General features: G+C 64.0%; 13 protein-coding genes. 9 read left to right on the plus strand and 4 right to left on the minus strand.

Going from position 1 to position 19,181, the window contains the following annotated elements:
• Positions 1 to 38 precede the first annotated feature (38 nt).
• Positions 39 to 1,409 (plus strand): nucleotide 5'-monophosphate nucleosidase PpnN, encoded by a 1,371-nt coding sequence (ppnN, locus tag F474_RS14995; RefSeq protein WP_097084825.1) that lies wholly within the window; start codon positions 39 to 41, stop codon positions 1,407 to 1,409.
• 47 nt (positions 1,410 to 1,456) lie between these two features.
• Here ppnN and F474_RS15000 read toward each other — a convergent pair whose 3' ends face one another.
• Positions 1,457 to 2,395, minus strand: a complete 939-nt coding sequence (locus tag F474_RS15000) for a LysR family transcriptional regulator (protein ID WP_097084824.1) — start codon at positions 2,393 to 2,395, stop codon at positions 1,457 to 1,459.
• A 99-nt stretch (positions 2,396 to 2,494) separates the two neighbouring features.
• Here F474_RS15000 and F474_RS15005 point away from each other — a divergent pair, with 99 nt between their 5' ends.
• From F474_RS15005 to F474_RS15020, 4 genes are all read left to right on the plus strand, one after another.
• Positions 2,495 to 3,676 carry an MFS transporter gene (locus F474_RS15005; RefSeq protein ID WP_097084823.1) on the plus strand — a complete coding sequence of 394 codons (1,182 nt, stop codon included), beginning with the start codon at positions 2,495 to 2,497 and terminating at the stop codon, positions 3,674 to 3,676.
• 96 nt (positions 3,677 to 3,772) lie between these two features.
• Complete coding sequence (locus tag F474_RS15010; protein ID WP_097084822.1) at positions 3,773 to 6,892, plus strand: transglycosylase domain-containing protein; 3,120 nt, start codon at positions 3,773 to 3,775, stop codon at positions 6,890 to 6,892.
• A gap of 44 nt (positions 6,893 to 6,936) precedes the next feature.
• Complete coding sequence (locus F474_RS15015; RefSeq protein WP_097084821.1) at positions 6,937 to 7,449, plus strand: PadR family transcriptional regulator; 513 nt, start codon at positions 6,937 to 6,939, stop codon at positions 7,447 to 7,449.
• Between the two features lie 4 nt (positions 7,450 to 7,453).
• Complete coding sequence (locus tag F474_RS15020) at positions 7,454 to 8,221, plus strand: siderophore-interacting protein (RefSeq protein ID WP_097084820.1); 768 nt, start codon at positions 7,454 to 7,456, stop codon at positions 8,219 to 8,221.
• Here F474_RS15020 and F474_RS15025 read toward each other — a convergent pair.
• Positions 8,185 to 8,829 (minus strand): Pr6Pr family membrane protein, encoded by a 645-nt coding sequence (locus F474_RS15025; protein ID WP_097084819.1) that lies wholly within the window; start codon positions 8,827 to 8,829, stop codon positions 8,185 to 8,187. The two genes, F474_RS15020 and F474_RS15025, sit on opposite strands and share 37 nt — an antisense overlap.
• 171 nt (positions 8,830 to 9,000) lie before the next feature.
• Between F474_RS15025 and F474_RS15030 the strand changes: the two genes are divergently transcribed.
• A complete protein-coding gene (locus tag F474_RS15030) occupies positions 9,001 to 11,040 on the plus strand; it encodes a TonB-dependent receptor (protein ID WP_097084818.1) in 2,040 nt (679 codons plus the stop codon).
• A 276-nt stretch (positions 11,041 to 11,316) separates the two neighbouring features.
• Entirely contained in the window at positions 11,317 to 13,722 is a 2,406-nt protein-coding gene (locus tag F474_RS15035) for a glucose/quinate/shikimate family membrane-bound PQQ-dependent dehydrogenase (RefSeq protein ID WP_097084817.1), read from the plus strand.
• A gap of 90 nt (positions 13,723 to 13,812) precedes the next feature.
• Here F474_RS15035 and pyrF read toward each other — a convergent pair whose 3' ends face one another.
• A complete protein-coding gene (pyrF, locus tag F474_RS15040; RefSeq protein ID WP_097084816.1) occupies positions 13,813 to 14,511 on the minus strand; it encodes an orotidine-5'-phosphate decarboxylase in 699 nt (232 codons plus the stop codon).
• A gap of 128 nt (positions 14,512 to 14,639) precedes the next feature.
• On the opposite strand from pyrF, the gene F474_RS15045 reads away from it, so the two are divergent.
• Positions 14,640 to 14,807, plus strand: coding sequence for a DUF2897 family protein (locus F474_RS15045; protein WP_097084815.1), 168 nt, complete (start codon positions 14,640 to 14,642; stop codon positions 14,805 to 14,807).
• Between the two features lie 339 nt (positions 14,808 to 15,146).
• On the opposite strand, the gene F474_RS15050 is transcribed toward F474_RS15045, so the two are convergent.
• Positions 15,147 to 16,205 carry an MBL fold metallo-hydrolase gene (locus F474_RS15050; RefSeq protein WP_097084814.1) on the minus strand — a complete coding sequence of 353 codons (1,059 nt, stop codon included), beginning with the start codon at positions 16,203 to 16,205 and terminating at the stop codon, positions 15,147 to 15,149.
• A gap of 221 nt (positions 16,206 to 16,426) precedes the next feature.
• Here F474_RS15050 and F474_RS15055 point away from each other — a divergent pair, with 221 nt between their 5' ends.
• On the plus strand, positions 16,427 to 19,018 hold the full coding sequence (locus F474_RS15055; protein ID WP_097084813.1) for a bifunctional diguanylate cyclase/phosphodiesterase: 2,592 nt from the start codon (positions 16,427 to 16,429) through the stop codon (positions 19,016 to 19,018).
• Positions 19,019 to 19,181: the final 163 nt, after the last annotated feature.

A 19,181-nucleotide genomic window follows, 5' to 3' on the forward strand; every position in this document is an offset into this window, starting at 1 on the left:
GCCGTAGCCTGCGCCTGCCCGCTGACAAGGATTCGAGCATGTCTGAACGCAATGTGATCAATGCACAGGTCAGCCCCAAGGGTAGCCTGGAGGTGCTCTCGCACCGTGAAGTGCAGCAACTGAGCGAAGCCGGCTCAGGCCGCATGTATCAACTGTTCCGCCAGTGCGCCCTGGCCATTCTCAACACCGGCGCCCATGTCGATAATGCCAAGACCATTCTGGATGCGTACCGGGACTTCGAGGTCCGTATCCACCAGCAAGACCGCGGTGTGCGCCTGGAGCTGCTCAACGCCCCGGCCGACGCTTTCGTCGACGGCGAGATGATCGCCTCCACCCGCGAAATGCTGTTCAGTGCCCTGCGTGACATCGTCTACACCGAGAACGAGCTGGGTAATACTGCCTTCGACCTGGAGAGCTCCAGCGGCATCACCGATTACGTGTTCCACCTGCTGCGCAACGCCCGCACCCTGCGCGCAGGCGTGGAGCCCAAGCTGGTGGTGTGCTGGGGTGGCCATTCGATCAATACCGAGGAATACAAGTACACCAAAAAGGTCGGCCACGAGCTGGGCCTGCGCAAGCTGGATATCTGCACCGGCTGCGGCCCAGGTGTCATGAAAGGCCCGATGAAAGGCGCGACCATCGCCCACGCCAAGCAACGCAGCAGCGGCGGGCGCTACCTGGGCCTGACCGAGCCTGGCATCATCGCCGCCGAGGCGCCGAACCCGATCGTCAACGAGCTGGTGATCCTGCCCGACATCGAAAAACGCCTGGAAGCCTTCGTGCGCGTCGGCCATGGCATCATCATCTTCCCCGGCGGCGCCGGCACGGCCGAGGAATTCCTCTACCTGCTGGGCATCCTGATGCACCCGGAAAACCACGAGCTGCCCTTCCCGGTGATCCTCACCGGCCCGGCTAACGCAGCAGCTTACCTGGAACAGCTGGATGCCTTCGTCGCCGCCACCCTCGGCGAAGCGGCGCGCAAGCATTACCAAATCATCATCGACAACCCTTCCGAAGTCGCGCGGCAGATGGCTGAGGGGTTGCAGGCAGTCAAACGCTTCCGCAGGGAAAAAGCCGATGCGTTTCACTTCAACTGGCTGCTCAAGATCGACGAACCCTTCCAGCACCCGTTCGACCCCACCCATGCCAATATGAAGGCGCTGGCGCTGCACAAGGGCCTGCCGCCCCACGAGTTGGCGGCCAATCTGCGCCGGGCGTTTTCCGGAATCGTCGCCGGCAACGTGAAGGACAAAGGCATCCGCATGATCGAAGAGCACGGGCCGTATGAGATTCACGGGGACCGCGAGATCATGGAGCCATTGGACAAGCTGCTGCAGGCCTTCGTGGATCAGCACCGGATGAAGTTGCCGGGTGGGGCGGCGTACGAGCCCTGCTACCGCGTGATCTGAAGGTAGCGCAGCGCCGGCGGTGCCGGCCTTCCAGGGGGTGATGAACCTCAGCCCGTGGGAGGCTGGCTCGCCGGGCGACGCGCGACGGGCGACGCACAGCTCAGATGCTCGACCAGAAAGTCGACGAACACCCGCACCCGCGCCGGCATGGCCGCGCCCCCTACGAACACCACGTTGATCGGCTCGCGGTCACCGGGGTTGAAGGCCTCCAGCAGCGGCACCAGTTCCCCTCTCGCGATTTCTTCCACCACTGAAAATGCGCCCACGCGCGCGATACCTGCGCCCATGCGCGCCAGATGTGCCAAGGCCTCGCCATTGCTGCACTCGATGCTGCCGTTGACCTTCAGCGAAACCACCTCACCTGCGCGGCGAAACGGCCAGTCGGGGTTCGCGCGGCGGAAGTTGAAGCGCAGGCAATTGTGCCTGGCCAGGTCTTCTGGCACCTGCGGCGTGCCATGGCGGGCCAGGTAGGCCGGTGACGCCACCACCACCTGGCCGGTTTCCCCCACGCAGCGGGCGGTCAGTGGGCTGTCGGGCAGGTCGCCGAAGCGCACTGCGACATCGGCCTGGCCGGCAAGGATGTCCACCACCTCATCGCTTAGGGTCACGTCGACCCGCACCTGGGGGTAGCGCTCGCTGAAGGCGGCCACCAGCGGCAGCAAGGTAATGCGCCCGTGCGCGAGGGACGCGCTGACGCGCAGGCGGCCGCTGGGCACACCCTTGTCGGTGATGGCCTGCTCCACCTCAGCGAGGTCGGCCAGAATGCGCCGGGCACCGCGCAGGTAGGCCTGGCCTTCGCTGGTGAGCGTCAGCGCCCGGGTGGTGCGCAGCAGCAGGCGTGTACCCATGCGCTGCTCGCAGCGGCTGATCACCCGGCTCACCGCCGAGGGCGTCAGGCCCAGCGCACGAGCGGCAGCCGACAAGCTGCCCTGCTCCACCACGCACACGAACACTTCCATTTCACCCGATCGCCCTGCCACATCCATCATTGCCTCCAGCGCAAAGGTGCTTGCCAAAATCGCGGGCTACCGCCCTGGACCGGCCGATCGTAACCTTTTGCGCACAGATCAGGAGCTTTATTTCTTATGCGTATCAACCTTCCCCTCGTTGCCCTGGCCATCGGCGCCTTCGGCATCGGTGTCACCGAATTCGCCCCGATGGGCATGCTGCCCGGCATCGCCGAAGACCTGGGCGTGTCGATTCCCACCGCCGGGCTGTTGATCAGTGCCTACGCATTGGGCGTGCTGATCGGTGCCCCGTTGATGACACTGGCCACTACCCGGGTGCCCCGGCGCTACCTGCTGATCGGGCTGATGGGCATTTTCACGCTCGGCAACCTGCTGGCCGCCCTGGCCAGCGACTACCAAAGCCTGTTGCTGGCACGGGTGGTCACCTCGCTGAACCACGGCGCGTTCTTCGGCGTAGGCTCGGTGGTGGCAGCCAACGTGGTGGCTCCGGAGAAGCGCGCAGGGGCGGTGGCTGCAATGTTCATGGGGCTGACCATCGCCACCATTGGCGGGGTGCCGCTGGCGACGTGGTTCGGCGAGCTGTTCGGTTGGCGCACGGCGTTCTGGGGCATCGCCGGGTTGGGTATGGTCGCCATGCTGGCGCTGTGGCTCGCGCTGCCGCAGGTGCCGTTGCCGAAAAACGACGGCGTGCTGGCCGAAATCCGGGTGCTTGGCCGTGGCCCGGTATTGGCGGCGCTGGCGCTGACGGTGGTGGGCTCCAGCGCGATGTTTACCGTGTTCACTTACATCGCCCCGATCCTGCGCGGCGAAACCCAGGCTTCTACCGCGTTCGTGACAGCGATGCTGGTGCTGTTCGGGGTGGGGCTGACACTGGGCAACCTCTGGGGTGGCAAGGCCGCCGACCGTTCTGTGGACCGTACGCTGATCGTGTCGCTGAGCGTGCTGATTGCCACCCTGCTGGCGTTCACCGTCCTGATGCGCTGGCCGCTGCCGGCGGCGCTCGCCATCCTGGCTTGGGGCGTGGCCAGTTTCGCCCTGGTACCGCCGCTGCAAATGCGCGTGATGGAAGCGGCCCACGACGCGCCAAACCTGGCCTCTGCGGTCAATATTGGGGCCTTCAACCTGGGCAATGCCATCGGTGCGGCACTGGGGGGCTGGGTGATCGACGCCGGCTTGGGGTACCCCGCCGTATCGCTGGCAGGCGCCGCCATGGCCGGGCTGGGGCTGCTGATGGTGCTGGCGTTCGCCTGGCGCGGCCGCACCCAGGCACGCCGCCCCGTGGCTGCGCAATGCCTGTAAAAACGCCGGCGGTCTGCCTTCCAGACCGCTTGGCAGGCCAGGCGGCATCCTGAACCTGGCCTAAGCTCTACTCATGGCACCGCTGTTGGAGTGATCATGGGCGCACAGTGGAATACCTCGCCAGGCAACCCTGCCACGGCCGAACAGGCCGCAGAGGCGGAGCCCTCGGCGCCCCGCCCCCGCCGCCGGCGTGGTCGCAATCGAAGGCTGCTGGGGTTGGCCCTGGTGCTTGGCCTGCTGGCGGCGGCAGGATTCGCAGCCCGTGAAGAAATGCGCACTTCGCGCTGGCAAGCCTGGGCGCTGGCGGACCTTGCGACGAAGCTGACCTGGACAGTGCAGCCTGGCCCCAGCGATTCGATGGTCTACCCTGGCAACGGCCCGTTCGATGAGCGCCTTGGCTACAGCCACCTAGGTGAATACCTAGCCCGCTTGCGCTCGCACCACTTCCTGATCACCGAACAGGCACGCTTCTCGCCGGCGCTCAAACGTTACGCCGAGCACGACTTGTTCGTTCCCTACCCTGAAAAACCACAGGCCGGCTTGCACATCACAGACTGCCGCGCCGGTACGGTGTACCGCTTTGAGTACCCACTGCAGTTGTACAAGCGCTTTGAAGATATCCCGCCGCTGGTGGTGGGCAGCCTGTTGTTCATCGAAGACCGCCACCTGCTCGATGCACAGCACCCCACCCTCAACCCGGCTGTCGACTGGCCGCGCTTTGCCCGGGCCGCCTGGTCGCAGGTTGCCCGCCTGCTGGGCCTGCCAGGCCAGTCTGCTGGCGGCAGCACCCTGGCGACACAGCTGGAGAAGTATCGCCATTCGGCCGGCGGGCTCACCGACTCAGGCCCGGAAAAACTTCGGCAAATGTTCTCGGCCAGCGTGCGCGCCTACCAAGGTGGCGAGCAGACCCTGCTGGCACGGCAGAACATTCTGCGCGATTACTTGAACAGTGTGCCGCTCTCGGCCGTGCCAGGCCACGGCGAGGTGCACGGCCTGGCCGAGGGCCTGCGGGTGTGGTACGGCGCCGATTTCGAACAAGCCAACCGCCTGCTGGCGAGCACTGGCAGCGATGCCCAAACAATGGCGGCAAGGGGCCTGGCGCTGCGCCAGGTACTCTCACTGATGATCGCCCAGCGCCGGCCCTCGCACTTTCTGAGCCGTGGCCATGAGGAGCTTGACCGCCTCACCGACGCGCATATCCGCCTGCTCGCCAGCCACGGCATTCTCACCAGTGCCCAGGCCAGCGCTGCGTTGCAGAGCCTACTGCAATGGCGCGACTGGGCCAGGGAGCCCACCTGGGAGCCCTATGCCAACGACAAGGGCGGTATCGTCACCCGCAGCCGCCTTGCCGGCCTGCTGGGCACTTCGCTGTACGACCTGGACCGGCTTGACCTGGCCGCCACCACCACGCTGGACAACCGCCTGCAGAATCAGGTCACCCAGTACCTCAAGCACCTGGCGGACCCAGCCTATGCCAAACAAACCGGGCTGATCGGTGACAGCCTGCTGACCCCAACCAGCACCGGTGAGGTGAAGTACAGCTTCACCCTCTTCGAAAACCACGATGGCGCCGCACGAGTAAGGGTGCAGACCGACAACACCGACCAACCCTTCGACATCAACGAAGGCAGCAAGCTGGAGCTGGGCTCGACAGCCAAGCTGCGCGTGCTGGCCAGTTACCTTCAGATCATCGCCGAGCTGCACCAGCGTTACGGCGGTAAGCCACCGGCAGAACTGCGCCGCATCGACCGAGGTATCGACCCGCAGGATCGGCTCAGCCACTGGGCGCTGGACTACCTTACCCGCAACCCCGGCGCGCCCCTGGCACCGATGGTGGACGCGGCGCTTGAGCGCAGCTATTCGGCCAACCCCGGCGAGCGCTTTTTCACCGGCGGCGGCATCCACGTGTTCGGCAACTTCCGCCGCCAGGACAACGACCGCACCCCCACACTCAAGGAGGCACTGCGCGAATCGATCAACCTGCCGTTCATCCGCCTGATGCGCGACATCGTGCGCTACACCCTTTACCAGGCGCCGGGCGATCGCGCCGCCCTGCTCAAGGACGACGACGACCCCCGCCGGCAGCAATACCTGGCGCAATTCGCTGACCGTGAAGGCACTGAGTACCTGCGCAGGTTCTGGCGCAAGTACGAGGGCAAGCCCAGCGACCAGCGGCTGGACACCTTCCTCGATGGCTTGAACCCCACGCCGGTACGGCTGGCGGCGGTGTACCGCTACCTGTTCCCGCAGGCGCCCCGGGCGCAGTTCGATGCTTTCGTTCGCCAACACTGGCAAGGCAACCCGCTGAGCGACAAGCGCCTGGGGCAAATGTATGGGCAATACGGCCCAGGCGCCTACAACCTGCCCGACCAGGGCTATATCGCCCGCGTTCACCCGCTGGACCTGTGGTTGCTTGGCTACCTGCTGCAGTACCCGGACGCAAGCCTGGGCCAGGCCATCGACGCCAGTGAGCACGAACGCCAGGAAGTCTACGGCTGGCTGTTCAACAGCAAGCACCGTAGCGCCCGCGACACGCGCATTCGTACGATGCTCGAGATCGAAGCCTTCACGGACATCCACCAGCGGTGGCAGCAGCTGGGGTACCCGTTCGACCACCTGGTGCCGTCACTGGCGACCGCGATCGGCAGCTCAGGCGACCGCCCGGCCGCACTGGCCGAGCTGATCGGCATCATACTCAATGACGGCGTGCGCTTGCCCACAGTGCGTATCGACCAACTGCATTTTGCCCAAGGCACCCCCTATGAGGCCGTGGCACAAGCCGACACCGGCCGCGGTGAACGGGTGATGCCGGTGGAAGTGGCCCGTGCCTTGCGCCTGGCCTTGGGCGCCGTGGTGGCCGACGGTACGGCGCGGCGGGTGTCCCAGGTTTTCACCCAGGCCGATGGCGCCCCCATGGCCATGGGCGGCAAGACAGGCACCGGCGACAACCGTATCGAAAGCTTCGGCAGCGGCGGGCGGCTGGTCGGCTCGCGGGCGGTCAACCGCACCGGCACGTTCGTGTTCTACCTGGGCGAGCGCTACTTCGGCACCCTGACTGCGTATGTACCGGGCAAAGCCTCGGCGAACTTCCGTTTCACCTCGGCGCTGCCGGTGCAAGTGCTCAAGGGCATGGCGCCGATTCTACAACCCTGGCTGGACGACCAAGGCTGCAGAGCACCCGCAGGCAACCGACCAGCGGACTTGCAGCCTTTTTAAGATATATCTTAAGGTATATCTTAAATAACCAAGCAGAGACCCCAATGAAACATCATCATCCCCCAGACCGCGAGCGTGGCGGCCGCGGCCATCGCGTGTTTGCCCCAGGCGATCTCAAAGTGCTCCTGCTGGACCTGCTCAGCGACGAGCCCTGCCACGGCTACGACCTGATCCGCAAGATCGAAGCAATGTTCGATGGCCGCTATAGCCCTAGCCCCGGCGTGATCTACCCCACCCTGACCTTTCTCGAAGAAAGCGACCTGATTGCCCCGGGAAGCGATGGCGCTAAAAAGCGCTACCAGCTCACCGAGATTGGCCGCGCTTACCTGGCTGACCAGCATGTAGCGCTGCAAGGCGCCCGCGAGCGGATCGAGGTTAGCCGGCACGCATTGCGTGGCCATGATCGCCCCGAGGAAATCCATGAGGCGGTGCATAACCTGCGGCACGCCTTGAAAATGCACCACGGCCGCTGGACGCCCGAGGAAATCGTGCGCGTTCGCGACCTGCTCAACGCCACTGCCCGGGCCGTCGCCGGCGGCGCTGCCTTAGAGGAGTAACGCTATGACACAAGCCATTCACCGGGTCATGCATGAAATCAAGCGCCGCCGCCTGCGAGTGTTGCGCGTGACCGAATTGACCCCTCGCATGCGCCGTATCACCCTGGGCGGCGAACAGTTGTCCGGCTTCTATAGCCCGGGCGCCGATGACCACATCAAACTGTTCTTCGCCTCCAACGCAGCTGAAGAGGCCGCATTGGCACAACTGCTGGCCGGGGGTGACGGCGGCCCGCACAAACCGGCCATGCGCGACTACACCCCGCGGCGCATCGACCTGGAACGCGGCGAGCTGGACATCGACTTCGTGATCCATGGCGACGGCCCTGCTTCCACCTGGGCCGAGCGCGCGCAGCCCGGCGATCACCTGCACATCGCCGGCCCGCGCGGCTCGCTGATCGTGCCGGACATCTTCGACAGTTACCTGCTGATCGGTGACGAAACCGCGCTGCCGGCCATCGCCCGGCGCCTCGAGGAACTGCCCGCGCATCGCCAAGCACTGGTGGTGGTACAAATCGAAGACGACGCCGAGCGCCAGCCACTGCACAGCGCCGCCGGCCTGCAGGTGATATGGGCCCTGCGGCATCAGGCTGACCTTTTGCAGACGGTGCGCGAGCTAACATTGCCAGCAGGGCAATTGTGGGCGTGGGTAGCCACCGAAAAAGGCCTGGCCCGCCAGATCAAGGCAGCGTTGCTCGACCACCATCAGGTGCCCGAGGCGAACGTCAAAGCGGCCGGCTACTGGCGCGCCGAAGGCACGCCTGAGCAAGAATGACGGTCGACGGCCCACAGCATTGCACCGATGCCGAGAAAGCCCGCGAGAATCATCAGTGCGTTGAGCAGCACTCGCGGGTAACCCAAAGCGCCGACGTCCAGAAACGGATAGGGCCACGTGCCGATGACCTGCCCGCGCAGGAGGGTAAACCCGAAATACGCCACTGGGTATAGCGCCCACAGCGGCAGGTGCCAACCGCGCAGATGGCCGCGTGGCACCGCCCACCACCAGAACCCAAGGCATAGCAGCGGCATGACATCATGCAGTAATTCGTTGACCAGCCATTGCCAACCCTGAGGTTGCCAAAGGCTTCGCAGCAACAGGCTATAGGCGATACCCACCAGCAACAGGCTGCAGGTGATCCCGCCGACCACCCCCGGCCGTTGGAAAAACCGCGCGGTGGCAGTAGCCGGCACACTGGCGGCGGCAGTGAATGCCGCAGCTGCGAGGGTATTGGACAGCACCGTGAAATAACTGAAGAAATTCACCAACCCGCCCAGCAGGCTAGCCTGCACCTCATACCGCATTGCTAACACCAGGTACAGCTGCAGCGCCAGCGCGAACCACCCCACCACCGCTACCGCCGCGATCCAGGATCGCCCTTTCATGCTCATTCCATGCCCGCTTCAAGTGCGCGCAGGTTACCTGCTGCACGCTCAAAAAGCTTCTGCGGCGCCTCTTGCGGCCCGATTCGAGGTGTGAAAAATCTTTCAAAAGAGCGTAAACGTTATGTTATAACAATTGGCTCTTTCATTGTTTTCACTTTCAAGGACGCATCAATGTTCGCCCCACCCTCCCCTTGGCGCTTAGCCCCGCTGCCTCTGGCCTTGTTGCTGGCACACCCCGCTCACGCTGCCGACGCTGCGTTGGCCCTACCGACCCAGGTGATCACCGCCAACCCCCTGGGCAGCCAGCAGATCGCCGCGCCTAGCAGCGTGCTCGAAGGCGATGAGCTGACCCTGCAGCAAAAGGGCAGCTTGGGTGAAACCTTGAGAAGCCAGCCCGGCGTGTCATCCAGCTATTTCGGACCTGGCGCCAGCCGGCCGATCATTCGCGGGTTGGACGGCGACCGCATCCGCTTGCTGCAAAACGGCATCGGCGCACTGGATGCATCCAGCCTGTCATACGATCATGCGGTGCCGCAGGACCCAGTCACTGTCGACCGCGTCGAAATCGTCCGCGGCCCGGCAGCATTGCTGTATGGCGGCAGCGCCATCGGCGGAGTGATCAACACCTTCGACAACCGCATTCCAACAGAGCCTGTAGACGGCGTACACGGTGCCGGCGAGCTGCGCTACGGCGGCGCCGACACCACCCGTAGCAGCGCCGGCAAGCTCGAAGCCGGCGATGGCACCTTCGCCCTGCATCTGGACGCCAACAGCCGCCAGTTCAATGACTTGCGCATACCGGGCTACGCCCACAGCGCCAACCAGCGCGCCAGTGAAAGCGACGACGACAATGGCGGCAAGCACCGCCTGCAAAACAGTAACGGGCGCCAGGACGGTGGTGCAGTAGGCGGCGCTTACACCTGGGACGACGGCTACGCAGGGGTGTCGTACAGCAACTACGACAGCAACTATGGCTCCCCTGCCGAAAGCGACGTGCGGATCCGCATGCAACAGGAGCATTACGCATTCGCCTCGGAAATACGCAACCTGCAAGGCCCGTTCAGCGAGCTGAAACTCGACGCCGGCTACACCGACTACAACCATCGCGAGATCGAGGGGGGCGAAACCGGCACCACGTTCAAGAACAAGGGCTACGAGGCTCGCCTGCAGGCCCGCCACCAGCCTATCGGCCCGCTTGAAGGCGTGGTGGGGCTGCAGCTCAACCGCAGTGAGTTCCAGGCGCTGGGCGAAGAGGCGTTCGTGCCGCAGACCGACACCGACGCTGCCGCGCTGTTCTTCCTCGAGCAGTTGCAGGTGACCGACCGCCTGGAACTGAGCCTGGGCGGCCGCCTTGAGCACACCAGCGTCGACCCCGACGCTGGCGGCAACACGCGCTTCGAGGCCGCGGCCCGTTCGGCCAGCTTCACCGCAGGCAGCCTCTCCACTGGCGCCGTATACACGCTGACACCGGTCTGGAAACTTGCCGCTAACCTCAGTTACACCGAGCGAGCGCCGACGTTCTACGAGCTGTATGCCAACGGCGCGCACGTAGCCACCGGCACGTATGAGGTCGGGGATGCGGGCCTTTCGAAAGAGAAAGCGACCTCTGCCGACCTGGCACTGCGTTTTGACAACGGCGACCACAAAGGCAGTGTGGGCGTGTTCTACAGCCACTTTTCGAACTACATCGGCCTGCTCGGTACCGGCCGGCTGCTCGACGAAGACGGTGTAGAAGACCCCACAGGCATTCCCGAGTACACCTACTCTGGAGTGCGGGCCCGCTTCGCCGGTATCGAAGCCCAAGAGCGCTGGACCTTCCTGCGCAACCCCTACGGCACCTGGGCGCTGGAGGTTTCGGGCGACTACACCCGGGCCAAGAACCTGGACACCGGCGAGCCACTGCCACGTATCGCCCCCCTGCGCCTGAACACCGCCCTGGCCTGGAACCGCGGCCCTTGGCAAGCACGCCTGGAGGCCGAGCACGCCACTGCGCAACACCGAGTGCCCGACAACGAAAACCGCACCGCCAGCTACACCACGCTGGGCGCCAGCGTTGGCTACCATTTCGACATCGGCAAGAGCCAATGGCTGGCATTCGTCAACGGCGAAAACCTCACCAACCAGACTGTCCGCTACGCCAGCTCCATCTTGCGAGACATCGCCCCGGCGCCGGGGCGCAGCGTCGAAGTGGGCTTGAGCACCCGTTTTTGAGCCTCGCCAGGCCCGCCAAGGCGGCGGGCCGCGGCCTTGCAGTACCCGGCATTATTGCGGCCTCAGATAAATACCCTTTCCCATCAACGGGTTGGTTCAACGCGTTATCGGCGTTATCCTTAGTCGGTTATTAAGCTGAAACATTTCAGCTAGAAAAGAACGGCTTCAGTAACATTCTGCGACGAACTATTCGGCTGCGTAGCAACCTCAGCAATGGGTTGCCAGACTTTCTGAATTCCAAGTTCATATCCTGATACCGACTCAACGGAGAACTCTATGAGCACTGCAAGTGCCCCAGCCCGCCGGCGCCTAATGCCGGCCGTGCTCGGCGTGCTGTTCCTGCTGATGGGCCTGATTTTGGTGGTCGGCGGCGTCACGCTGCTGAAAACCGATGGCTCTCTTTATTACCTGATCGCGGGCCTGGGCGTCATGCTCACGGGCATCCTGCTGATCGCCGGCAAGCGTTCGGCCCTGGCCGTCTATGCGCTGGTCCTGTTCGGCAGCACGCTGTGGGCGCTGTGGGAAGTGGGCCTGGCCTGGTGGCCGCTGGTGCCACGCCTGGCCCTGTGGTTTGCACTGGGCATCGTGCTGCTGCTGCCGTGGTTCCGCCTGCCACTGACGCGAGGCCTGCCTTACCGCCTGGGTACCGGCGGCCTGAGCTTTGCCGTCGTGCTGGCCGGCCTGTGCGCACTGGGCAGCCAGTTCACCGCCGACCCCAACGAGGTCACAGGCCAGCTCGACCGCCAGAGTGCCGGCACCGCCAGCGCCGCGCCCGCGCAGCCTGATGGCGACTGGCAGTCCTACGGTCGCACCGCCTTCGGTGACCGTTACTCGCCGCTGAATCAGATCAATACCAGCAACGTCAGCGAACTCAAGCCTGCCTGGACCTTCCGCACCGGCGACATCCCTGGCCCGAATGACCCCGGTGAGACCACTGCGGAAAACACCCCGCTCAAGGTCAATGGCATGCTCTATGTGTGCACGCCGCACAGCCAGGTGATTGCCCTGGACCCAGACACCGGAAAGGAAATCTGGCGCTTCGACCCGAAAATCAGCACCCAGGGTGCCGATAACTTCAAAGGTTGGGCACACATGACCTGCCGCGGCGTGGCTTACCACGACGACGCCGCTTATGCACAGGCCAGCAGCACCGAACAAGCCAGCCCAGCGCCGGCCTCGGCCTGCCCCAAGCGCATCTTCGTTCCCACCGCCGACACCCGCCTGATCGCCTTGAACGCCGACACTGGCAAAGAGTGTGAAGACTTCGGCGACAAAGGCTCGGTGAACCTGAGTGCCAACATCGGCACCTTCGCCCCGGGCGGTTACTACTCTACCTCCCCACCGGCGGTCACCCAGAACCTGGTGATCATCGGCGGCCACGTCACCGACAACGTCTCTACCGATGAGCCCTCTGGTGTAGTGCGCGCCTTCGATGTGCACGATGGCCACCTGGTGTGGAATTGGGACAGCGGCAACCCCGAGAAAACCACTCCCATCGAGCCGGGCGAGCACTACACCCGCAACTCGCCCAACATGTGGTCGATGATGGCCGTGGACGAGAAGACCGGCATGGTCTACCTGCCCATGGGCAACCAGATGCCTGACCAATGGGGCGGCAACCGTACCCCTGAGTCGGAAAAATACAGCGCCGGTGTGACCGCGCTGGACATCGCCACCGGCCAGGTGCGCTGGACTTACCAATTCACCCATCATGACCTGTGGGACATGGATGTAGGTGGCCAACCAAGCCTGATCGACATCAAGACCGCCGACGGCATCAAGCCGGCGCTGATGGCTTCGACCAAGCAAGGCAGCATCTACGTGCTGGACCGCACCACCGGCCAGCCGATCGTGCCGATCACCGAAACTCCGGTACCTCAAGGTGCAGTGGAGGGTGATCACACCTCGCCGACTCAGCCGATGTCTGCGCTGAACTTCATGCCCAAGACGCTTCAAGAAAAAGACATGTGGGGCGTCACGCCCTTCGACCAGATGCTGTGCCGCATCGACTTCCGCTCCATGCGCTACGAAGGCATCTACACTCCGCCTTCGCTGCAAGGCTCGCTGGTGTATCCAGGCAACTTCGGCGTGTTCGACTGGGGCGGCATCTCGGTCGACCCGGTTCGCCAGATTGCGTTCGTGAACCCCGATTACATGGCGTTCAAGTCCAAGCTGGTGCCGCGTGAAGCCGTTGAAGGCGGCCCTGCGCGCAAGAGCGAAACCGAAGGCGTGCAGCCGAACAAGGGTGCGCCATACGGCGTGATCCTGGAGCCGTTCCTGTCGAAGGTCGGCCTGCCCTGCCAGGCACCGGCATGGGGCTACGTGGCAGCGGTCGACCTGACCACCCACAAAACCCTGTGGAAGCACAAGAACGGCACCGTGCGTGACAGCTCGCCGGTACCGATCCCGCTGAAAATGGGCGTGCCCAGCCTGGGCGGCACCTTCGTCACCGCCGGCGGCGTGGGCTTCCTGAGCGGTACGCTCGACCAGTACCTGCGCGCCTACGACATGAGCAACGGCAAGCAACTGTGGGAAGGCCGCCTGCCGGCCGGGGCACAAACCACGCCCATGACCTACACCGGCAAGGACGGCCGCCAGTACGTACTGGTGGTCGCCGGTGGGCATGGCTCGCTGGGCACTCGCCAGGGCGACTACGTGATGGCATTCGCGCTGCCACAGTAAGCTGCTTGTGAGAAAAGCAAAAGCCACCCCTAGGGGTGGCTTTTGTGTATCTGGATCAATAGCTCGGCTGTCGAACAAGGCCCTGGCCGATCAGGAAAGCGATGCCACCACCTCGCGCAGAGCTTGCGCCGGGTCTGCCGCCTGGCTGATCGGGCGACCGATCACCAGATAGTCGGAGCCTGCATCCAGAGCCTGGCGCGGGGTCAGAATGCGCCGCTGATCATCCTGTGCGCTGCCGGCCGGGCGAATACCTGGCGTTACCAGTTGCAGCGAGGGCTGCGCCGCCTTGAGCGCTGGCGCCTCGAGCGCCGAGCACACCAAACCGTCCATGCCGGCTTTTTGGGCCAATGCCGCCAGGCGCAGCACCTGCTCCTGAGGGTCGACATCCAGGCCGATACCGGCCAGGTCCTCGCGCTCCATGCTGGTCAGCACAGTCACACCGATCAGCAACGGGTTAGGCCCGCTCCGTTGCTCCAACACCTCGCGGCAAGCAGCCATCATGCGCAGGCCACCGGAGCAGTGCACGTTGACCATCCACACGCCCATCTCGGCAGCGGCTCGCACGGCCATGGCCGTGGTATTGGGAATGTCGTGGAATTTCAGGTCGAGGAACACCTCGAACCCGCGCGCATTGAGGGTTTCGACAATGCCTGCAGCGCTGCTGGTGAACAGCTCCTTGCCTACCTTCACTCGGCACAGCGCCGGGTCGAGGCGATCAGCCAGCGCCAGGGCGGCTTCACGGGTGGAAAAGTCCAGGGCGACGATCACGGGCGTCGGGCAGGTGGGCATGGCAACAACTCTCTTGAAAGGGCGGGCTCTGAAACGGCGGGCATTGTAGCGGAATTGGTGCCACCCTGTGTGAGGGAACCGGCCTTGCCGCGCCGTGTTCCAACAATCATCACTCTGGAGAATTCCCCATGCCCTGGTATGCCTGGTTAATCCTGATCCTCGCCCTGGGTTCGATCGTAGGCGGCCTATTGCTGCTGCGCGAAAGCGCCAGCAAGCTGCCGTTGACCGAAGAGCAGCTCAAGCGTGTCCATGAGCGCAACGCCGAAATGGACGCAAAAGAAGCGCGAGACCGCTGATACTTATCCCGAAAAAACCTGTTCCAGCATGTGGATAAGCTGGGGGGATTCTCATGCAGGCCGCGGCGCACGGGGCCTGCAAGGATCTGGTTGTTATTTGACCAAATAGTAGCCGAAATCACCGTACGCACAGGCCGGCCAGTGTAGCCGCCTGATTTTGCAGAACTTTATCCCGTCTTTCGCTGCATGAGCCTGTGCATAACCTGGGGGTTTGCCTCTACAGCCCACGCCCCCTGCGGCCTGTAGCCAACTGTTCAAATAATGACCTACCCATTTAGGCTTACACACAGTTCACCTGCACCTGCCTGTGGAAAACCTTGGGAAGACCTTCTGTAGCCCTCAGGAATCAAGGCCTGCAGAGTTTTGCTCGTTTTTTAACCACCAGCGTTCACCGCCTTGGGCTGCCAGGATGTCCACGCGCTCGCCCATGCATGGCGTGGCGAGCGGTACCTGTGCAGCGGCAGCCAGGGCGTGAATCCTTTCGAAGGGCTCCTGCCAAGGGTGATTGGACAGGTCAAAGGTGCCATTGTGAATCGGCAACAGGCAGCGCCCACGCACATCCAGGTGTGCCTGCAGGCTTTGCTCAGGGTGCATGTGCACCGCAGGCCACGCATGGTTGTAAGCGCCGGTTTCCATCAGCGTCAGATCAAACGGCCCGTAGCGCTCGCCGATGCGCCTGAACCCGTCGAAGTAGCCTGAGTCACCACTGAAGAACAGGCGCCATTGCTGGGTAATCATCACCCAGGATGCCCATAACGTGGCGTTGCTGTCGGACAAACCCCGGCCTGAGAAATGCTGGCCGGGCGTTGCCGCGAAGCGGATACCGTCGATTTCGGTTTCCTGCCACCAATCCAGCTGGCGCACTTTGGCGGCTGGCACGCCCCAGCGCACGAGGGTATCGCCCACACCGAGGGGCGCCAGGAACCACTGTGCCCGCTGGGCGAGGTAGCCAATGGTGGCGTCATCAAGGTGGTCGTAGTGGTTGTGCGAGAGGATCACCGCCTTGATCGCCGGCAATGCCTGAAGCGTGATGGGGGGCTGGTGAAACCGTTGTGGCCCGGCCCACTGCACCGGCGACGCTCGCTCACTGAACACAGGGTCGGTCAGGTAGAACTCGCCACGCACCTTGATCAGCACCGTGGAGTGCCCCAGGCGCCACAGGCTGTCGTCTGGAGCCTGCAACAACTGCTCGGCAGTCAGCGCCTGCAGCGGAACAGGTGCCGCTGGCCGAGTATGAGGGGGCTTGCGCAATAGCAGGTACTTCACGCCAATACGAAGTTTCTTCAGCACGCCGTCTTTGGGCTGCACAGCCAGGTTGCGGTAGCGCCCTTGCTGGTAAGGGGCTGGGGAGAACGGTGTGCTTGCAACAGGCTCGTCGGGCTTTGGCTTGGGCGTCATGGGCAGCGGTGCTCGTGCGTTAGGGGAAGGGGCTGATCAGACATGGCCGCACGGGTGCAGATTTTCAAGCCCCGCAGCGCAAGCAGAATGCTCGGTGCGGGTGGGTTTGATGCTTCTGTTTTCATTTTTGCTATACATTTTGCTACAAAGAACACTCATGGCGGGTCATCGCTCCCTGGGCAGCCGACGCCCGACGTTTTCCAGCAGGGACTGGTGCACCCATGCAGAGCTTCTCCCCCACACCGGCAGCGTTCGAACAGCTGGCCCGCACTCGACGCTTCCTGGCGTTGATCGGCGCGCTATTCGCCGCTGCCTTTCTGGTTGCGGGCTTCGCGCTCTGGAGTATTGCCCAGGGGCTCGACCGCGAGCAGGCTCGGCAGAGCCGCCAGACTGCACGCCAGGCACTGGAGTCGCGTGCCGCCGCGCACCGTGATATCGCGTTGAGCTACGCGGCTCGGGCAGACCTGTACCCGCAATGGATCGGCCAGCCCGCCGACGCCGACCATAAAGCCAGCGACCCCAGCCAGGCGCTGTGGGCCCAGCAAGGCTTCGATGCCGTGCTGGTGCTCGCCGACCATCGCCAGCTTTACAGCCTTTATCAAGGCGAAATGGGCAGCCAGCGCCTGGAAGACCTTACCGATATCGCCGCCTCCGACGTTCTCGAGGCTGCGCGCCAGGCCGGGCATTACCAGGCCGCCATCAGCCGCTACACCTTGCTGTACGGTGTGCCCGCGCTCTTGACTGCCGCGGCGATCCAGCCCCTGAGTGAGCGAGACGACAGCCCCGTACCGGTCTTGGTGCTGATCGATACGCTAAGCCCGGAGCGATTGCTTGAGCTGGGCAACCAGGCCGGGTTGGGCCAGATGCGTATCAGCACAGACCCTGGTATCACGCCCCGCATCAGCTTGCCTGGCACCGGGCTGCAGGTGACGTGGCGACCGCCCCGACCGGGCGCTCACCTGCTCTGGGCGCTGCTGCCCGGCATGCTGGCAATTGCCGTGGTGCTGGCATTGCTGCTGCTCTACTGCCTGCGTTTCTCGCTACGCGCCTTGCGCCAGATCGACAATAGCCTGCGCTCCTTGCGCAAGAGCTCGGACGCACTGGAAGCGAGCGAAGAGCGTTTTCGAGCGGTCGCCGAGGCCACTTCCGACTGGATCTGGGAAACCGACGATCGCAGCCGCGTGACCTATCTGTCTGGTCGCTTCGCCGCCGTCACCGGTTTCACCGGCCAGGAGTGGCTGGGCCACCCGCTGGAGCAGCTGCTTACATGCGATACCACGCCCATCGGCCCTTGGCTGGCGACCCTGCCAGAGATTCAGGCCAGTGCGCCGTGCCTGCGCTGCAGCTACCGCGACCACCGCGGCGAGCTTCGCTACTGCCGGGTGTCGGCCCGGCCGATCATGGAAAAAGGCCGGCTTAGCGGCTTTCGCGGGACGGCCACCGACATCACCGAAGAAGTCGCCGCCCATGCGCATATCCAGCACCTATCGTTGCACGACGCCCTCACCGGCCTGCCCAATCGCCATCTGCTCGCGCGGTACCTCGATGACACCCTGGCGACAGTCCAGCCGGCGCTGCCACTGACCCTGCTGGTCATCAACCTGCGCGGCTTCAAGGCCATCAACGACGCCTTCGGCCACGGCGCCGGCGACAGCGTCCTGCTGGAAACCGCACACCGTTTGCGCGACAGCACGCGCGAGCTCGACCTGGTCGCGCGCCTTGGCGGTGACGAGTTCGCCCTGGTGCTCAACCACTTGCATGGCCTAGCCGAAGTGGATCGTTTCTGCCAGCGATTGATCGAGCGGCTGCAGCTGCCGGTGCATCACCAGGCTCAACTGCTGGAGGTCAGTGCCTGTATCGGCATTGCCCAAGGCAGCGGCACGCAGGGCTGCGACGGCCAACAACTGCTGCGCTGCGCCGACATTGCGCTCTACCAGGCCCGCACTGAAGGCTCCGACCCCTGGCGCCATTACGCAGAACAGATGGGCGAGCAGATCCAGCACCGCCGCCAGTTGGAGCAGGAGTTGCGCCTGGCGCTGCGGCAAGAGGAGTTCGTGCTGCATTATCAGCCGCGTTATCAGATCGAGCCGCTGCACATCGCCTCGGTCGAAGCGCTGGTACGCTGGAACCACCCGGTCGAGGGGTTACTAGGCCCGGACCTGTTCATCGGGCTGGCCGAGCAGACCGACCTGATCGTGCCAATGGGGCGCTGGGTGCTGCGTCAGGCCTGCGAGACCGCGTGCCTTTGGCCGGCCTCGGTGATGGTGTCGGTGAACCTGTCACCGGCCCAGTTCCTGCGCAGTGATGTGGTGGCCGACATTCAAGAAATTTTGCTGCAGACAGGCCTGCCCGCCTCCCGCCTTGAGCTTGAAATCACCGAGAACGTGATGCTGGGCGACATTGACAACGCGCTAGCGACGCTTCAAGCGCTCAAGGAGCTGGGCGTGCAGCTGAACATGGACGACTTCGGCACAGGCTATTCGTCGCTGGGCTACCTGCGCACTTACCCGTTCGACAGTATCAAGATCGACAAGCGCTTTATTGCCGCACTGGGCCATCAAGGCTCCAGCAGCGACCGAGCGGTCGTTCAGGCGATCATCAACCTGGCCCGGGCCATGGGCCTTAAGGTGACCGCCGAAGGGGTCGAAACCGAGCAGCAGCTGGCCACCTTGGCCAAGGACCAGTGCCACGAGGTGCAAGGCTTCTACCTGAGCCGGCCGATCGACGCTGTGGCACTTGCGGCGCTGTTGGAGCGGCCGCAGGCCGATATTCCTTGCCTGCGCCCTGCCAACTCGAATGAGCCTGCCGCATAATCGGGTGCCGGTATCCAAAAATATTTGAGCCTCACTGCTCAAGCGCTGGCGTGGCGTGACGATGAAGTGGATAACTCCCTTGCACGCAACCAGGTGCCTTTAGATGTTCTTCAATAAGCGCAATAAACAAGAACTGGCCGCCCTGCGTGCAGAAGTCGCCAGC

The sequence above is a fragment of the Pseudomonas sp. URIL14HWK12:I12 genome (assembly GCF_003097135.1).
Taxonomy (GTDB): Bacteria; Pseudomonadota; Gammaproteobacteria; order Pseudomonadales; family Pseudomonadaceae; genus Aquipseudomonas.